The sequence below is a fragment of the Micromonospora sp. RL09-050-HVF-A genome (assembly GCF_019374995.1).
In the GTDB taxonomy this organism is placed as follows: Bacteria; Actinomycetota; Actinomycetes; order Mycobacteriales; family Micromonosporaceae; genus Micromonospora; species Micromonospora antibiotica.
The window spans coordinates 6,327,583-6,342,159 of sequence record NZ_JAGKQP010000002.1; the positions used below are offsets into that span (position 1 = coordinate 6,327,583).

Annotated in this window: 14 protein-coding genes; 9 read left to right on the forward strand and 5 right to left on the reverse strand. The window is 71.8% G+C overall.

Features of this window, described 5'->3' with window-relative positions; genetic code table 11:
• Nucleotides 1-37 precede the first annotated feature (37 nt).
• The 6 genes from J7462_RS28075 (at nt 38) to rny (ending at nt 7,060) form a co-directional block, all read left to right on the forward strand.
• Entirely contained in the window at nt 38-733 is a 696-nt protein-coding gene (locus tag J7462_RS28075; RefSeq protein ID WP_219468585.1) for a UdgX family uracil-DNA binding protein, read from the forward strand.
• A 117-nt stretch (nt 734-850) separates the two neighbouring features.
• On the forward strand, nt 851-2,167 hold the full coding sequence (locus J7462_RS28080) for an MFS transporter (RefSeq protein ID WP_219468588.1): 1,317 nt from the start codon (nt 851-853) through the stop codon (nt 2,165-2,167).
• A gap of 4 nt (nt 2,168-2,171) precedes the next feature.
• Nucleotides 2,172-2,372 (forward strand): DUF3046 domain-containing protein, encoded by a 201-nt coding sequence (locus J7462_RS28085; RefSeq protein WP_091249479.1) that lies wholly within the window; start codon nt 2,172-2,174, stop codon nt 2,370-2,372.
• Between the two features lie 184 nt (nt 2,373-2,556).
• Nucleotides 2,557-3,603 (forward strand): recombinase RecA, encoded by a 1,047-nt coding sequence (gene recA, locus J7462_RS28090; RefSeq protein WP_208569362.1) that lies wholly within the window; start codon nt 2,557-2,559, stop codon nt 3,601-3,603.
• 14 nt (nt 3,604-3,617) lie between these two features.
• Nucleotides 3,618-4,295: a regulatory protein RecX gene (locus tag J7462_RS28095; RefSeq protein WP_219468593.1), complete on the forward strand. Its 678-nt coding sequence runs from the start codon at nt 3,618-3,620 to the stop codon at nt 4,293-4,295.
• 998 nt (nt 4,296-5,293) lie between these two features.
• A complete protein-coding gene (rny, locus tag J7462_RS28100; RefSeq protein ID WP_208569577.1) occupies nt 5,294-7,060 on the forward strand; it encodes a ribonuclease Y in 1,767 nt (588 codons plus the stop codon).
• 130 nt (nt 7,061-7,190) lie between these two features.
• Here the strand turns inward: rny and J7462_RS28105 are convergent, their stop codons facing one another.
• Genes J7462_RS28105 through J7462_RS28120 form a run of 4 tightly spaced genes read right to left on the reverse strand, consistent with a single transcriptional unit; the run spans nt 7,191 to nt 10,594 of the window.
• Nucleotides 7,191-8,159, reverse strand: a complete 969-nt coding sequence (locus tag J7462_RS28105) for an amino acid ABC transporter permease (protein WP_219468595.1) — start codon at nt 8,157-8,159, stop codon at nt 7,191-7,193.
• On the reverse strand, nt 8,156-8,863 hold the full coding sequence (locus J7462_RS28110) for an amino acid ABC transporter permease (protein WP_219468600.1): 708 nt from the start codon (nt 8,861-8,863) through the stop codon (nt 8,156-8,158). The genes J7462_RS28105 and J7462_RS28110 overlap by 4 nt, the downstream gene beginning before the upstream one ends.
• A gap of 39 nt (nt 8,864-8,902) precedes the next feature.
• Entirely contained in the window at nt 8,903-9,781 is an 879-nt protein-coding gene (locus tag J7462_RS28115) for a glutamate ABC transporter substrate-binding protein (RefSeq protein ID WP_219468603.1), read from the reverse strand.
• 57 nt (nt 9,782-9,838) lie between these two features.
• Nucleotides 9,839-10,594, reverse strand: coding sequence for an amino acid ABC transporter ATP-binding protein (locus J7462_RS28120; protein WP_308291058.1), 756 nt, complete (start codon nt 10,592-10,594; stop codon nt 9,839-9,841).
• 197 nt (nt 10,595-10,791) lie between these two features.
• Here J7462_RS28120 and selD point away from each other — a divergent pair, with 197 nt between their 5' ends.
• Together selD and J7462_RS28130 are read left to right on the forward strand one after the other, a co-directional pair.
• Complete coding sequence (selD, locus tag J7462_RS28125) at nt 10,792-11,781, forward strand: selenide, water dikinase SelD (RefSeq protein WP_219468607.1); 990 nt, start codon at nt 10,792-10,794, stop codon at nt 11,779-11,781.
• Between the two features lie 324 nt (nt 11,782-12,105).
• The gene (locus J7462_RS28130) at nt 12,106-12,585 is read left to right on the forward strand and encodes a hypothetical protein (protein WP_219468610.1); all 480 of its coding nucleotides are present in this window, start codon (nt 12,106-12,108) and stop codon (nt 12,583-12,585) included.
• Nucleotides 12,586-12,749: 164 nt separating this feature from the next.
• Here the strand turns inward: J7462_RS28130 and J7462_RS28135 are convergent, their stop codons facing one another.
• The gene (locus J7462_RS28135; RefSeq protein ID WP_208569572.1) at nt 12,750-12,977 is read right to left on the reverse strand and encodes a DUF2277 family protein; all 228 of its coding nucleotides are present in this window, start codon (nt 12,975-12,977) and stop codon (nt 12,750-12,752) included.
• 66 nt (nt 12,978-13,043) lie between these two features.
• On the opposite strand from J7462_RS28135, the gene miaB reads away from it, so the two are divergent.
• Nucleotides 13,044-14,558 (forward strand): tRNA (N6-isopentenyl adenosine(37)-C2)-methylthiotransferase MiaB, encoded by a 1,515-nt coding sequence (miaB, locus tag J7462_RS28140; protein ID WP_208569571.1) that lies wholly within the window; start codon nt 13,044-13,046, stop codon nt 14,556-14,558.
• Nucleotides 14,559-14,577: the final 19 nt, after the last annotated feature.

A 14,577-nucleotide genomic window follows, 5' to 3' on the forward strand; every position in this document is an offset into this window, starting at 1 on the left:
TCGTGGACCCCCCGTGCGACCGGGTAGAACAGTCGCCATGGCCGAGCAGACCGCCCCACCCGGTGCCCGACAGTTCATCCCGCCGCAGGCCGGCACACTGGCCGAGTTGCGTACCGCCGCTGCCGGCTGCCGGGGCTGCGAGCTGCACCGGGACGCCACCCAGACCGTCTTCGGCCGGGGCGACGAGAGCGCCCGGGTGGTCTTCGTCGGGGAGCAGCCCGGCGACCTGGAGGACCAGCACGGGCTGCCCTTCGTCGGTCCCGCCGGACGGCTGCTGCGCCGGGCGGTCGACGACGCCGGTCTCGACCCGGCCCACCTCTACATCACCAACGCGGTGAAGCACTTCCGGCACGAGCTTCGTGGCCGGCGGCGCATCCACCAGACCCCGGACCAGGTGCACATCGTCGCCTGCCGGCCGTGGCTGGTCGCCGAGTTCGCCCGACTCCGCCCCGAACTGGTGGTGGTGCTCGGCGCGACGGCGGCGAAGGCCCTGCTCGGCCCGGCGTTCCGGGTCACCCGGCAGCGCGGCGCGCTGCTGCCCTGGCCGGCCGCCGCCGAGCACCCGCAGGACTTCACCCGGGCGCCGGTGGACGACACCGGTACGGATGCGCCCGCCGCCCGTCTGCTGGCCACCATCCACCCGTCGGCGGTGCTGCGCGCCGACAATCAGGAGATCGCCTACCGGGGGCTGGTCGACGACCTCACGGTGGCCGCCCGCGCCCTGACCGGTTGACCGGGTACGACGGCACAGGCCGGGCCCCGTCCCGCGCCGCCGCGCGTCGACCGGTAACCCCGGTGCGGGCGGCGGGCCGGCTGCGCGACGATGGGCTCCCCGAACCAGGAGCGTGTGATGACCGCCGACCTGCGCGCACCCATCCGGCCCGACGTCGCCCCGATCCAGCGGCGCACGCTGCGGCTGCTCTTCGTCACGCAGATCATCGGTGGGGTCGGGGTGGCCATCGGGATCTCGGTCGGGGCGCTGCTGGCGGCCCGGGTCGCCGGCACCGCCGTGGCCGGGCTGGCGCAGAGCTGCGGGGTGGTCGGCGCGGCGCTGCTCGCCGTACCGGTCACCCGGATCATGAACGGTCACGGGCGTCGCCCGGGACTGGTGGTGGCGTACCTGGTCGGGGCGGTCGGGGCGCTGCTGGTGGTGCTCGCCACGGCCACCGGTGCGGTACCGCTGCTCTTCCTGGGGATGCTGCTGTTCGGCGGGGGCACGGCGGCCAACCTCCAGGCCCGCTACACGGCCGTGGACCTCGCCGAGCCGGCCCGCCGGGGCCGGCAACTCTCCCTGGTCGTCTGGGCCACCACCATCGGCTCGGTGGCGGCACCCAACTTCGCCGCGCTCGCCGACGGGGTCACCCGGGGATGGGGCCTGCCGTCGCTGTCCGGCCCGTTCGCGTTCAGCGCCGTCGCGTTCGGCGTGGCTGCGGTCGTACTGCTGCTGCTGTTGCGGCCCGATCCGCTGTTGACCGCGCGGCGGCTCGCGGCGGCCGACGCCGGGACACCGGCCGGGGCCGCCCCACCGGCGGCGACCACCGCGCCGGACGCGCGGCGGGCCGGTATGCGGGTGGCCTGGCGGGTGGTGCGCGGCCGGCCGGCGGCCCGGCTGGGCATCGCCGCCGTCGCCATCGGCCACCTGGTGATGGTCGCGGTGATGGCGATGACCCCGGTACGCCTCGGCGAGTCGCACTCCGACGCGGACGTGCTGCGCGTCGTCGGCATCGTGCTGAGCGTGCACATCGCCGGCATGTACGCCCTCTCCCCGGTGGTGGGCTGGCTCACCGACCGGTTGGGTCGGCGTGCGGTGATCCTCGGTGGGGTCGGCACGCTGCTGGCCGCGTGCGCGGTGGCCGGCACCGCCGGGCACCACACGCCGCGTCTCTCGGTCGGCCTGGCCCTGCTCGGGCTGGGCTGGTCGGCGACGATGGTGGCCGGTTCGACGCTGCTGTCCGAGGCGGTGCCGTCCGGGGTACGCCCCAGCGTGCAGGGGCTGTCCGACCTGACGATGGGGCTGGCCGGGGCGGGCGCGGCGGCGGCCAGCGGGTTTGTCATGCGGGTGGCGGGTTATCCGACCCTGACCCTGCTGGCGGCGATCGCGGTGGTGCCGTTGGTGGCGCTAGCGTTGCGTCGGGTGCCGCCGACGGCACCCGACGAGGAGGAGTGATCACGTGCGGCTGACCGACTTCTGGACCCGGCTGGACGAGGCCTTCGGGCCGGGTTACGCGGCCAGCATCGCCAGCGACCAGGTGCTCTCCCAGCTCGACGGGCGGACCATCACCCAGGCCCTCGCCGCTGGTGAGCAGACCCACGTCGTGTGGCGGGCGGTGGTCGCCGCATACCCCGACCGGGTGCCCGCACGGCTACGTTGAGCTGCCGTTCCGCCACTTCCGCGTGTCACTTGCCGGCTCGTACACCTGTTCGGCTATTGTCCACAGCGGGGTGCTCGTCCACAGCTCACGGCCCGTCGGCTGGTTTTCTGTCGGACCCAGCGCCTAGCGTGTCCGCGTGACGCGAAGCTCAGGAAAGACGCCGGCGAAGGCAGGAGTGGCAAACATGGCCGCAGGGCCCGACCGGGAGAAGGCACTCGACCTTGCTCTCGCTCAGATCGACAAGCAGTTCGGTAAGGGGTCGGTGATGCGGCTGGGCGAGCGCCCGGTCGTCCAGACCTCGGTCATCCCGACCGGCTCCATCGCGCTCGACGTGGCGCTCGGCGTCGGTGGTCTGCCCCGGGGCCGGGTCGTCGAGGTCTACGGTCCCGAGTCCAGCGGTAAGACCACGGTCGCCCTGCACGCGGTGGCCAACGCCCAGCGGGCCGGCGGCATCGCCGCGTTCGTCGACGCCGAGCACGCGCTCGACCCCGACTACGCCAAGGCGCTCGGCGTCGACACCGACGCCCTGCTGGTCTCCCAGCCGGACACCGGCGAGCAGGCGCTGGAGATCGTCGACATGCTGGTGCGCTCCGGCGCGATCGACATCATCGTGATCGACTCGGTGGCGGCCCTGGTGCCGCGCGCCGAGATCGAGGGCGAGATGGGCGACAGCCACGTCGGTCTCCAGGCCCGGCTGATGAGCCAGGCGCTCCGGAAGATCACCGGCGTGCTCAACAACACCGGCACCACGGCGATCTTCATCAACCAGCTCCGCGAGAAGATCGGCGTCATGTTCGGCTCGCCCGAGACGACCACCGGTGGTCGGGCGCTGAAGTTCTACGCCTCGGTCCGGCTCGACGTGCGCCGCATCGAGAGCCTCAAGGACGGCACCGACGTGGTCGGCAACCGCACCCGGGTCAAGGTCGTCAAGAACAAGGTCGCCGCGCCGTTCAAGCAGGCCGAGTTCGACATCATGTACGGCAAGGGCATCTCCCGCGAGGGCTCGCTGATCGACGTCGGCGTGGAGCAGGCGATCATCCGTAAGTCCGGTGCCTGGTACACCTACGACGGCGACCAGCTCGGGCAGGGTAAGGAAAAGGCCCGGGAGTTCCTCAAGGAGAACCCGGACGTGGCGGCCGAGATCGAGAAGAAGATCCTGGAGAAGCTCGGCGTCGGGGTCGGCGCGGGTGACGCCGCCGGTGGCCCTGAGCTGCCGCCTGTCGACTTCTGACCGGTCGCGGTCGAATGGCAGGACGACGCGCCCGCACGGGGCGGGGCTGGGATGCCGCCCCTCCCCGTGCAGGAGCTGACGACGCGACGCCCCGCCCCCGGCGGGGTCGCCGGGGGGCGGCCGACGGGACCGAGCCGACCCCCGGTGAGTCGACGCCCCGCGACGAGGCCGAGGTGGCCCGGGAGATCTGCCTACGGCAGCTCGCGGTGCGGCCGCGTACCCGGGCCGAGCTGGCCGGGGCACTGGCGAAGAAGGGCATCTCCGACGAGGTGTCCGCTCAGGTCCTCGACCGCTACGACGAGGTCGGCATCATCGACGACGCGGCGTTCGCGCGGGCCTGGGTCTCCAGCCGGCACAACGGTCGTGGGTTGGCCCGCCGGGCACTCGCCAACGAGCTGCGTCAGCGTGGCGTGGACGGTGAGGTGGCCAGCGAGGCCCTCGGTGAGCTGGACGAGGAGACCGAGGCGGAGACCGCCCGTGCCCTGGTCGACCGCAAGCTGCGCAGCGCCCGGGGTGAGCCCGACGCGGTGTTCCGCCGGCTGGTCGGCATGCTCGCCCGCAAGGGCTACCCACCCGGGGTGGCGATCCGGGCGGTGAAGGATGCCCTCGCCGCCCAGAGCGCCGAGGCCGCCGAGTTCGCCGACCAGATCGACGCCGACGCCCTGGCCGATGCCGAGGGCGAGCGGGGCTGACCGGTGCAGATCGACGCCGGTGCCGGGGGCGAGCGGGGCTGACCGGCGCAGATCGACGCCGACGTGCTGGCCGGTACCTCCCGGACGGTGCGCCCGCCGTCCGACACTGCCACCCTGGCGTCACACGCCCGTGCCCTGGGGCGTCACCTGGCCCCTGCGTACCGCCACCCGTCTGGACCTGCGCCCCGGGCGTCACCTGACTGACCCCGCGCGCATCCTCACCCGCGTAGCCTCCCTGGCCGGTGCCACCGGTTCCGCCACTCCCACACCCCGCAAGATCGTGCTCGAACCTGGTTGTAGTGGTATCCGTCGTTTCGGAGGCCACTACAACCAGGAAACAGTGCGATCTTGCGGCGCGGGTGTGGGCGCTGGTCCGGAGGGCGGCCCCGGTCCGGACGGCAAGCGGAGTGGAGAGACGCCGGGGCGCGGTGGGCCGCCAGGTGCTGAAGGTGAATAGCGGTCGGAGGGTGGCCGACGGGCGGCTGAAACGGGAGTTTTATGGCTTCGTGTCCGGATTTGGATCACCAATGGGTGACGTTGCCAACTCTCTCCGTTCGGGGGGTTTGATCATGAGTTCTTGACCGATCGGCCTTCCGAGACCTAGCCTCGCCATACAGGCTCACTTTGCCCGACCAGCGCAGGCTAAGCGCACAACATAGATCTCGTAACAGAACAGCATCACTTTGGCCAGCTCCACCGGCCTTGACGGTCGTTCCGGACAGCCGGTCCGGAGCCGACCCGACAACTGCACCCGGCTGTCGGCGATGCCGCATGGGCACCGCCGACGGAGAGCTATCCCCACGGCCAGCCGCTCGGTCGGGCGTCCAGAGCCGCAGAGGTGCGTGCCCGTTGGCACGGTTCCCCTGCGGCGTAGACGTTTGGGGAGGCACGACCATGGCGGGTCGGCACAGGGACCGGGGGTCCCCAGCAGGCGGTGGCGAGAGCGGGTGCGCCGACGCGGTGTGGCGGCCCACCGGCCCCGGTGACGGGACACCGGCATGAACACCTTCGACGTGGTGCTCCTGATCGTCGTCGGGGTCCTCGCCCTGGTCGTGGTCGGCGCCGTCCTGATCGGCGTACGGGCGCTGCGTCGCATCGGTGCCGCTCCCGCCCCGGAGGACCCCGCCTTCATCGCCGAGAAGGACCGCCAGGAACAGTCCCTGGCCGCCCTGCGGACCGCCGCCGACGAGGTGAACAGCACCATCGACGTGGCGAAGTCCGCCGCCTCCGCAGCCCGTGCCGAGGCGGCCGGGGCCAAAGCGGAGGCGAAGTCGGCCCGGGCGGAGGCCCGCCGGGTCCTCGACGACGCCCGTGCCGAGGCGGACACCGTCCTGGAGCGCGCCCACAAACAGGCCGAGGCGGACGCGGAGCAGCTGCGGGCCAGCGCCCGGCGCAGCGGTGAGCGTGAGGTGGCGGTGCTCGCCGCGACGACACGGGAGCAGGCGGCCGAGGTGGAACGCCGGGCCGCCCGGATGGACGAGCGGGAGCGGCTGCACACCGAGGAGGTGGAGCGGCTGGCCGAACGCGAGCGGCAGCTCACCGCCGCCAGCGCCGCGCTGGCCGAGCGGGAGGCGGCGATCAGTGCCCGGGAGGCCGCGCTGACCGTGGCCGAGGAACAGCGCCGGCGGGAACTGGAACGCGTCGCCGGGCTGACCGCCGAGTCGGCCCGCACGGAGCTGATCGAGGTGATCGAGACCCAGGCGAAGCGGGAGGCGGCGCTGCTGGTGCGGGACATCGAGTCCGACGCCCGCAACACCGCCGAGCAACGCGCCCGGCACATCGTGGTGGACGCCATCCAGCGGGTGGCCAGCGAGCAGACCGCCGAGAGCGTGGTCAGCGTCCTGCACCTGCCGGGGGACGAGATGAAGGGGCGGATCATCGGCCGGGAGGGGCGCAACATCCGTGCCTTCGAGTCGGTGACCGGAGTCAACCTGATCATCGACGACACCCCCGAGGCGGTGCTGCTGTCCTGCTTCGACCCGGTACGCCGGGAGGTCGGTCGGCTCACCCTGGAGAAGCTGATCCTCGACGGGCGGATCCACCCGCACCGGATCGAGGAGGTGCACGACCTCGCCCGGCAGGAGGTGGAGGAGCTGTGCCACCGGGCCGCCGAGGACGCCCTGGTGGAGGTGGGCATCACCGAGATCCACCCCGAGCTGGTCACCCTGCTCGGCCGGCTGCGCTACCGCACGTCGTACGGGCAGAACGTGCTCAAGCACCTGGTGGAGACCGCGCACATCGCCGGGATCATGGCCGCCGAACTACGGCTGGACGTGCCGACGATCAAACGGTCGGCGTTCCTGCACGACATCGGCAAGGCGCTCACCCACGAGGTGGAGGGCAGCCACGCCATCATCGGCGCCGACCTGGCCCGCAAGTACGGCGAGAGCGAGGACGTGGTGCACGCCATCGAGGCGCACCACAACGAGGTGCCGCCGCAGACCATCGAGGCGGTCCTCACCCAGGCTTCCGACGCCTGCTCGGGCGGGCGGCCCGGGGCCCGGCGGGAGAGCCTGGAGGCGTACGTCAAGCGGCTGGAACGGATCGAGGAGATCGCCGCCGGCAAGCTCGGCGTGGAGAAGGTCTTCGCGATGCAGGCGGGCCGGGAGATCCGGGTGATGGTCAAGCCGGACGACGTCGACGACATCGGCGCGGCGGTCCTCGCCCGGGACGTGGCCAAGCAGATCGAGGAGGAGCTGACCTACCCGGGGCAGATCCGGGTGACCGTGGTCCGCGAGTCCCGGGTCACCGAGATCGCCCGCTGACCGGCCACCGGACGGCGGCACCGGCCGTACCGGGCGACGAGGGGAACCCGCGACCACGGTGACCACCGAACGACACGGCACGAGGGCCGGCCCGGAGATCCGGGCCGGCCCTCGTCGCGTGCGGGGTGGTTCAGATGCCGCCCGCGCCATCCGCCTGGGAGGTGAGCGCGGCGGCCGGGGGCGGTGGGGCCGCCTTCCCGACGGACTTGCGGCCCCGGGACAGCCGCCGCTGGACGAACTGGGCCAGCTTGGACAGCGAGTAGTTGGCCAGGATGAACAGCGCGGCGATCACCACGTAGACCTGGATCGGGTTGTCCAGCACGCCGATGAGCTGCTTGCCGATGTTGAGGGTTTCCTCGTAGCTGATGATGAAGCCCAGCGAGGTGTCCTTGAGCACCACGACGAGCTGGCTGATCAGCGCCGGCAGCATGATCCGGAACGCCTGCGGGAGCAGGATCATCCGGGTGGTCTGGGCGGGGGAGAGGCCGATCGCGGCGGCGGCCTCGGCCTGCCCGCCGGGCAGCCCCTCCATGCCGGAGCGGAGGATCTCGGCGATGACCACGGAGTTGTAGACGGTCAGGCCGATGACCAGGTACCACAGGGCGTCGAAGGAGATGCCGAACTCGGGGAAGCCGCGGGCCACGAAGAAGATGGTGAGCACCACCGGCAGGCCCCGGAACACCTCGACGCAGACCCGGGTGACCGCCGAGAGGGTGACGCTGAGCCCGCGCAGCAGGTAGGCCACCGGGGTGGCCATCCCGGTGAAGCGTCGCCGGGTGAGGCTCTTGAGCTGGATGCGGAGGATCGCGAGCAGGGTGCCGACCACCAGCGACGCGACGATGGCCAGCACGGCGGCGGTCAGGGTGTTCTTCAGCCCGAAGCCGATCCGGTCCCACACCTGGGAGAAGTTCTCGTGGGAGGGGTCGACCAGCGGACCCCACAGCTCCATCGAGAACTGGCCCTTGTCGTCCAGCGGACGGTAGATCAGGAAGTACGCGCCGACGGCCAGCAGCACGGTGGCGACGATGCTGCCGATCAGGGTGATCCGACGTTGGCGCGGGCCGGGGACGTCGTACAGGACGCTGGTCTGCTGACTCATCGGGCCACCGCCTGTCGCTTCTCCAGCCGGTCGAGCAGTGCGCCGAGCGGCACGGTCATGATCAGGTAGCCGATCGAGATGCCGATGGCGACCGGGATGAAGGCGTAGCCCTCGGCGGAGGTGAGCTGGTCGGCGCTCTGGGACAGGTCGCCCACCACGCCGAAGAAGCCGATCAGCGCCGAGTTCTTGATCATCGCGATGATCACCGAGCCGAGCGGCACCACCGACGCCTTCCAGGACTGCGGCAGCACTACGTGCCGCAGGTTCTGGCCGAAGGTCAGGCCGAGCGACCGGGCCGCCTCGGCCTGACCCGGCGGCACCGCGTTGACCCCGGAGCGCAGCGCCTCACAGACGAACGCGGCGGTGTAGAGCACCAGGGCGATCAGCGCGAACCGGAAGTACGGCAGGTCGGTGCCGAGCCGGGTGAACAGCGAATCCAGCACGGGGACCCGCAGGAAGTCGGCGTTGGAGCCGAGCGCCGGCAGGCCGAATGCGGCGAAGAACATCACCACGGTCAGCGGCATGTTCCGGAAGATGTTCACGTACGCGGTGCCGACGGCGCGCAGCGGCGGCACCGGCGAGATGCGCAGCACCGCCAGGACGGCACCCAGGATCAGGGCGCCGACCGCGGCGAGGACGCAGATCTGGAGGGTGAGCCAGAAACCACCCGCGAAGACGTCGAACTTGTCGATGAGCACACTCACGGGCCGGTGTTCCTCCCCACCCTCCAGATCGAGGTCAGATCAGTAACGGTTGACGGTGGGCGCGGTGCCCAGCTCCGCGCCGAACTTGCCGGCGGTGTCGTCCCACGCCTTCTTCCAGCTGCCGTCGTTGAACGCCTTCTCCAGCGTGTCGTTGACGAAGTTGCGGAAGTCGTTGTCCTCCTTCTTCACCCCGATGCCGTACGGCTCCTTGGTGAAGTTCTCGCCGGCCAGCTTGAACGACGCCTCGTCCTTGGCGATGTAGCCGAGCAGGATCACGTTGTCGGTGGTGACGGCGTCGACCTGGCCGCCCTTGAGGGCGTCGCGGCACTTGTCGTACGTGTCGAAGAGCACCAGCTGGGTGCCGACGTCCTTGACGTACTTCTTGATCTCCTCGGCCGGGGTGGACCCGGTCACCGAGCAGACCTTCTTGGTGCCGTCCTTGAAGGAGTCCGGCCCGGTGATGGTGGCGTCGTCCTTCTTGACCAGGATGTTCTGGCCGGCCTCGTAGTACGGGCCCGCGAAGGCGATCCGCTCCTTGCGCTTGTCGTTGATCGTGTAGGTCGCCGCGACCAGGTCGACGGTGCCGTTGACGATGACGTCCTCGCGGACCTTCGACGGCGTCTCGACGTACTCGATCTTGTCGGCGGGGATGCCCAGCTCCTTGACGATGAGCTTGGCGACCTCGACGTCGAAGCCCTCCGGCTTGCCCGACAGGCCCTTCTGGCCGAAGCCGGGCTGGTCGAACTTGGTGCCGATCTTGATCTTCTGCGCCTTGTTGAGCTTCTCCATGGTGCTGCCGGCGGCGAAGGACTTGCTGCCGGAACCGGTGCCCTCGTCGGCGTCGTCGCCGCCGCAGGCGGCCAGGCCGAGCGCCAGAGTAGCCGCCGCGGCGACTGCCGCCACGCGCTTCATACGCATACTGATCTCCTTCTTCGTCGGAATGCACCGGTGACCGGCACGCTCCACTACGGACGCCTAGTGCGTGAGGATCTTGGAGAGGAAGTCCCGGGCCCGCTCGCTGCGCGGGTTGGCGAAGAACTCCGTCGGCGGGGCGTCCTCGACGAGCTGCCCGTCGGCCATGAAGATCACCCGGTTGGCGGCGTGCCGGGCGAAGCCCATCTCGTGGGTCACCACCACCATGGTCATGCCCTCGCTCGCCAGCGAGGTCATCACGTCCAGCACCTCGCCGACCATCTCCGGGTCGAGGGCGCTGGTCGGCTCGTCGAAGAGCATCGCCTTGGGCTGCATGGCCAGTGCGCGGGCGATCGCCGCCCGCTGCTGCTGGCCGCCGGAGAGCTGGGCCGGGTACTTGTCGGCCTGGTTGGCGATGCCGACCCGGTCGAGCAGGGCCAGGCCGCGCTCGCGGGCGGCGGCCGGCTTCTCCTTGCGGACCTTGACCGGCCCGAGGGTGACGTTCTCCAGGATGGTCTTGTGGGCGAAGAGGTTGAACGACTGGAAGACCATGCCGACCTCGCTGCGCAGCTTCGCCAGCGCCCGCCCCTCGGCCGGCAGCGGCTGGCCGTCGAAGGTGATCGTCCCGTCGTTGATCGGCTCCAACCGGTTGATCGTCCGGCAGAGTGTCGACTTGCCGGAGCCGGACGGCCCGATCACCACCACGACCTCGCCCTTGCCGACGGAGAGTGACACGTCGTCGAGCACGTGCAGGGGGCCGAACCACTTGTTGACCTTGTCCAGCACGATCAGCGGTTCGCCGGTCGTCACGTCGTCCACCGTCCCTGTCGTCGTACCGGAAAGCGGGGTCGGTCGACCCCCGGTTGGGCCACTGTAGGCGGGGCGACGTGGCGGATCGCAACCCAACGGGTCACGGAGAGGTAACACCGGTGTCGGGTGTGCTCCGGCGTCCGAATTTCGGCACCCGACGGGCCGGTCGGGTGGCGGGTGGACCGGGTGACGGAGATCATGGGGCGATGACCGAGCGGATCCGGCTGACCGAGTACGCGCGTGGCGGCGGCTGCGCCTGCAAGATCCCACCGGGGGAACTGGAGGCGATGGTCGCCGGCCTCGGGCCGGCCACCGGCACCGCCGAACTGCTGGTCGGTCTCGACCACGGCGACGACGCCGCGGTGGTCCGGCTGGACGAGCGGACCGGCCTGGTCACCACCGCCGACTTCTTCACCCCGGTCGTCGACGACGCCTACGACTGGGGGCGGATCGCCGCCGCCAACGCCCTCTCCGACGTGTACGCCATGGGCGGCACCCCGCTGGTCGCCATCAACCTGCTCTGCTGGCCCCGGGACACCCTCCCGCTGGAGCTGGCCCGGGAGGTGCTGCGCGGCGGGCAGGACGTGGCCCGGGAGGCCGGCTGCCACCTGGCCGGCGGGCACAGCGTCGACGACGACGGCCCCAAGTACGGGCTGGCCGTGACCGGGCTGGTCCGCCCCGAGGAGCTGATCACCCTGGACGCCGGGCGGGCCGGGCTGCCGCTGTCGCTGACCAAGCCGCTCGGCGTCGGTGTGCTGAACACCCGGCACAAGGCCACCGGTGAGGTGTCCGCCGAGGCGGTGGCGTCGATGACCACGCTCAACCGGGACGCGGCCCGCGCCGCCGTCGCGGCGGGCATCCGCTGCGGCACCGACGTGACCGGTTTCGGGCTGCTCGGGCACGCCTCGAAGCTGGCCCGGGCGAGCGGCCTGACGGTGGCCATCGACGCCGCCCGGGTGCCCTACCTGCCCGGTGCCCGGGAGGCGGTGCGCGACGGGCACGTCAGCGGCGGCACCCGACGCAACCTGGACTGGGTGGGCCCGTGGACCGGGTTCGGGTCGACCGGGGAGGCGGACCGGCTGCTGCTGGCCGATGCGCAGACCTCCGGAGGGCTGTTGCTGGCCGGCGAGGTGCCCGGCGGCACGGTGATCGGCGAGCTGCTGCCCCGGGGCGAGTCGATGGTCGTCATCCGCTGACGCGTGCCGCCGCCCCTGACCGCCGACGCCTGACCGCCGACCGCCGCCCCCTGACCCCTGACCGCCGTCTCCTGACCCCGGGTGGCGGGCCCGGACTTCCGACGCCGCGCCGGGTGGGCTGGGCTGTCGGTCGGCCGGTTCGGCGGGGCACCGTACCCGATAAACTGTCATCTTCCCGCTACTCCGGGCAATGCGGCGCTAGGAAATTTTGCCCGGAATGGTCACAGACCGGTAACTTGCCCCCGGCCGGGGGCAAATGCCCCCCACCATCGTGAGTAAGGCCCGATCCGGAGGCCGGTGGGACTAACGCAGCGAGGAGGCGGCATGACCGAGCTGTGGAACTGGAGAATCGACCGGGCCGCACCCGTGGAGGTGTACCCGGCCCTGGCCGAGGCGCTCGGACGGGTGGTGATGCCCCTGGCCGTGGCCGACCCGGCCCGGCTGCCCACGTACGCGGTGATCTGCGACGTGTGGGAGGCCCCGGGGGAGTTCGGGACGATCGTCGACTGCTACGGCGTACCCGAGTCGCTGCACCAGCTGAGCGCGGTCGCCGCGCTGGCCCGGCTGCTCGACCGGGACTGCCTGCTGGCCGACGACACCCTCGACGCCGGCCGGCACCTGCTGGTCGCCCCGGGCGGCACGATCCGCCCGGTGCACTTCGAGGTCACCGAGACCGACGACGGTGAGGTGCTCTCCGCGCGCCGGCTCTGCACCCTGGCGCACCCGGGCTGTCGGGGCTGGTCGCGGTGCTGCCGTTCGCGCTGGGCACCCGACTCGGTCAACCCGGCCCTGGCCGCCGCCTGACCGACCCCCCGCCCGACGGCCCGTGCACCCAGGGCCACCGCCCGGTCCGTGGCGGTGCGGCCGACGCCCGGCGGGTCAGGGGGGCGACGGCCCGGGGCCCGGCGGGTCAGGGGGGCGACGGCCCGGGGCCGGTGGGTCAGAGGGCGACGGCCCGGGGCCGGTGGTCAGGGGGCGACGGTGGGGCGGGTGCCCCGGACCTGCAACTGGTCCAGCAGGGTCGCGGTGGCGGCGGTCACCGCGCTCACCGCCGCCTCGAACGCCGCCGCGTTGTGCGCGGCCGGGGCCCGGAAACCGGACACCTTACGGACGTACTGCAACGCCGCCGCCTCGATGTCGGCCGGCGTGACCGTCGGGACGTACGGCTCACGCAGGGTCTTGATGCTCCGGCACATGGTTCCTCCTCGTCGGGGTCTTCCCGGTCGGCCCCGGTCGGGCGGCCCGGATACGCTGTGCGTGTCATGACTACCGCAGCCGTGGGCAGCCCGCGCACCTACCAGGTGCGCACGTACGGCTGCCAGATGAACGTGCACGACTCCGAGCGCATCTCCGGCCTGCTCGAACAGGCCGGTTACGTGCGGGTCGCCGACGCCGACGACAACCCGGACGTGGTGGTGTTCAACACCTGCGCCGTCCGGGAGAACGCCGACAACCGGCTCTACGGCAACCTCGGTCACCTGCGCCCCGTCAAGGCCCGGCACCCGGGGATGCAGATCGCCGTCGGCGGCTGCCTGGCCCAGAAGGACCGGGGCGACATCGTCCGCAAGGCACCCTGGGTGGACGTGGTGTTCGGCACCCACAACATCGGCTCGCTGCCGGTGCTGCTGGAACGGGCCCGGCACAACACCGCCGCCGAGGTGGAGATCCTCGAATCCCTCGACGTCTTCCCGTCCACCCTGCCGACCCGGCGCGAGTCGACGTACGCCGGCTGGGTGTCGATCTCGGTGGGCTGCAACAACACCTGCACGTTCTGCATCGTGCCCGCCCTGCGCGGCAAGGAGAAGGACCGCCGCCCCGGCGACGTCCTCGCCGAGGTGCGCGCCCTGGTCGCCGAGGGCGTGCTGGAGGTGACCCTGCTCGGGCAGAACGTCAACTCCTACGGCGTCGAGTTCGGTGACCGGTACGCCTTCGGCAAGCTGCTGCGCGCGACCGGTGAGATCGACGGGTTGGAACGGGTCCGGTTCACCAGCCCGCACCCGAAGGACTTCACCGACGACGTGATCGCCGCGATGGCCGAGACCCCCAACGTCTGCCACTCGCTGCACATGCCGTTGCAGTCCGGCTCGGACGACGTGCTGAAGGCGATGCGCCGGTCGTACCGGTCGGAGCGCTACCTCGGCATCATCGAGAAGGTCCGGGCGGCGATGCCCGACGCGGCGATCACCACCGACATCATCGTCGGCTTCCCCGGCGAGACCGAAGCCGACTTCGAGCAGACCCTCGACGTGGTCCGCGCGGCCCGCTTCTCGTCGGCGTTCACCTTCCAGTACTCCAAGCGCCCCGGCACCCCGGCCGCGACCATGCCCGACCAGCTGCCCAAGCAGGTCGTGCAGGAACGCTACGAACGGCTGGTCGCCTGCGTCGAGGAGATCACCTGGGCGGAGAACAAGCGTCTGGTCGGCGAGACCGTCGAGGTGCTGGTCGCCGTCGGTGAGGGCCGCAAGGACGACCGCACCGGCCGGCTCTCCGGCCGGGCCCGCGACGGCCGACTGGTGCACTTCGCCACCGGTGCGGCCGGTGAGCCGGGCGCGGCCGGCACGATCCGACCGGGCGACATCGTGCACACCACCATCACCTACGCCGCCCCGCACCACCTCAACGCCGACGGTGCCCCGCTGGCACACCGCCGCACCCGGGCCGGTGACGCCGCCGAGGCCGGCCGCGCCCCGCGTACCCCCGGGGTGCTGCTCGGGTTGCCCACGGTCGGTGCGCCGGCCGCGACGCCCGCGCCGACGACCGGCTGCGCCGCGCACTGACCTCCCGGTCGGGGCCCGC

What these genes read in the sequence shown, in the direction of transcription:
- recA (WP_208569362.1), top strand. Translation starts at nt 2,557, where the DNA reads ATGGCCGCAGGGCCCGACCGGGAGAAGGCACTCGACCTTGCTCTCGCT.
- J7462_RS28135 (WP_208569572.1), bottom strand. Translation starts at nt 12,977, where the DNA reads ATGTGCCGGAGCATCAAGACCCTGCGTGAGCCGTACGTCCCGACGGTC.
- selD (WP_219468607.1), top strand. Translation starts at nt 10,792, where the DNA reads ATGACCGAGCGGATCCGGCTGACCGAGTACGCGCGTGGCGGCGGCTGC.
- J7462_RS28080 (WP_219468588.1), top strand. Translation starts at nt 851, where the DNA reads ATGACCGCCGACCTGCGCGCACCCATCCGGCCCGACGTCGCCCCGATC.
- J7462_RS28130 (WP_219468610.1), top strand. Translation starts at nt 12,106, where the DNA reads ATGACCGAGCTGTGGAACTGGAGAATCGACCGGGCCGCACCCGTGGAG.
- J7462_RS28095 (WP_219468593.1), top strand. Translation starts at nt 3,618, where the DNA reads ATGGCAGGACGACGCGCCCGCACGGGGCGGGGCTGGGATGCCGCCCCT.
- J7462_RS28105 (WP_219468595.1), bottom strand. Translation starts at nt 8,159, where the DNA reads ATGAGTCAGCAGACCAGCGTCCTGTACGACGTCCCCGGCCCGCGCCAA.
- rny (WP_208569577.1), top strand. Translation starts at nt 5,294, where the DNA reads ATGAACACCTTCGACGTGGTGCTCCTGATCGTCGTCGGGGTCCTCGCC.
- J7462_RS28115 (WP_219468603.1), bottom strand. Translation starts at nt 9,781, where the DNA reads ATGCGTATGAAGCGCGTGGCGGCAGTCGCCGCGGCGGCTACTCTGGCG.
- J7462_RS28075 (WP_219468585.1), top strand. Translation starts at nt 38, where the DNA reads ATGGCCGAGCAGACCGCCCCACCCGGTGCCCGACAGTTCATCCCGCCG.
- miaB (WP_208569571.1), top strand. Translation starts at nt 13,044, where the DNA reads ATGACTACCGCAGCCGTGGGCAGCCCGCGCACCTACCAGGTGCGCACG.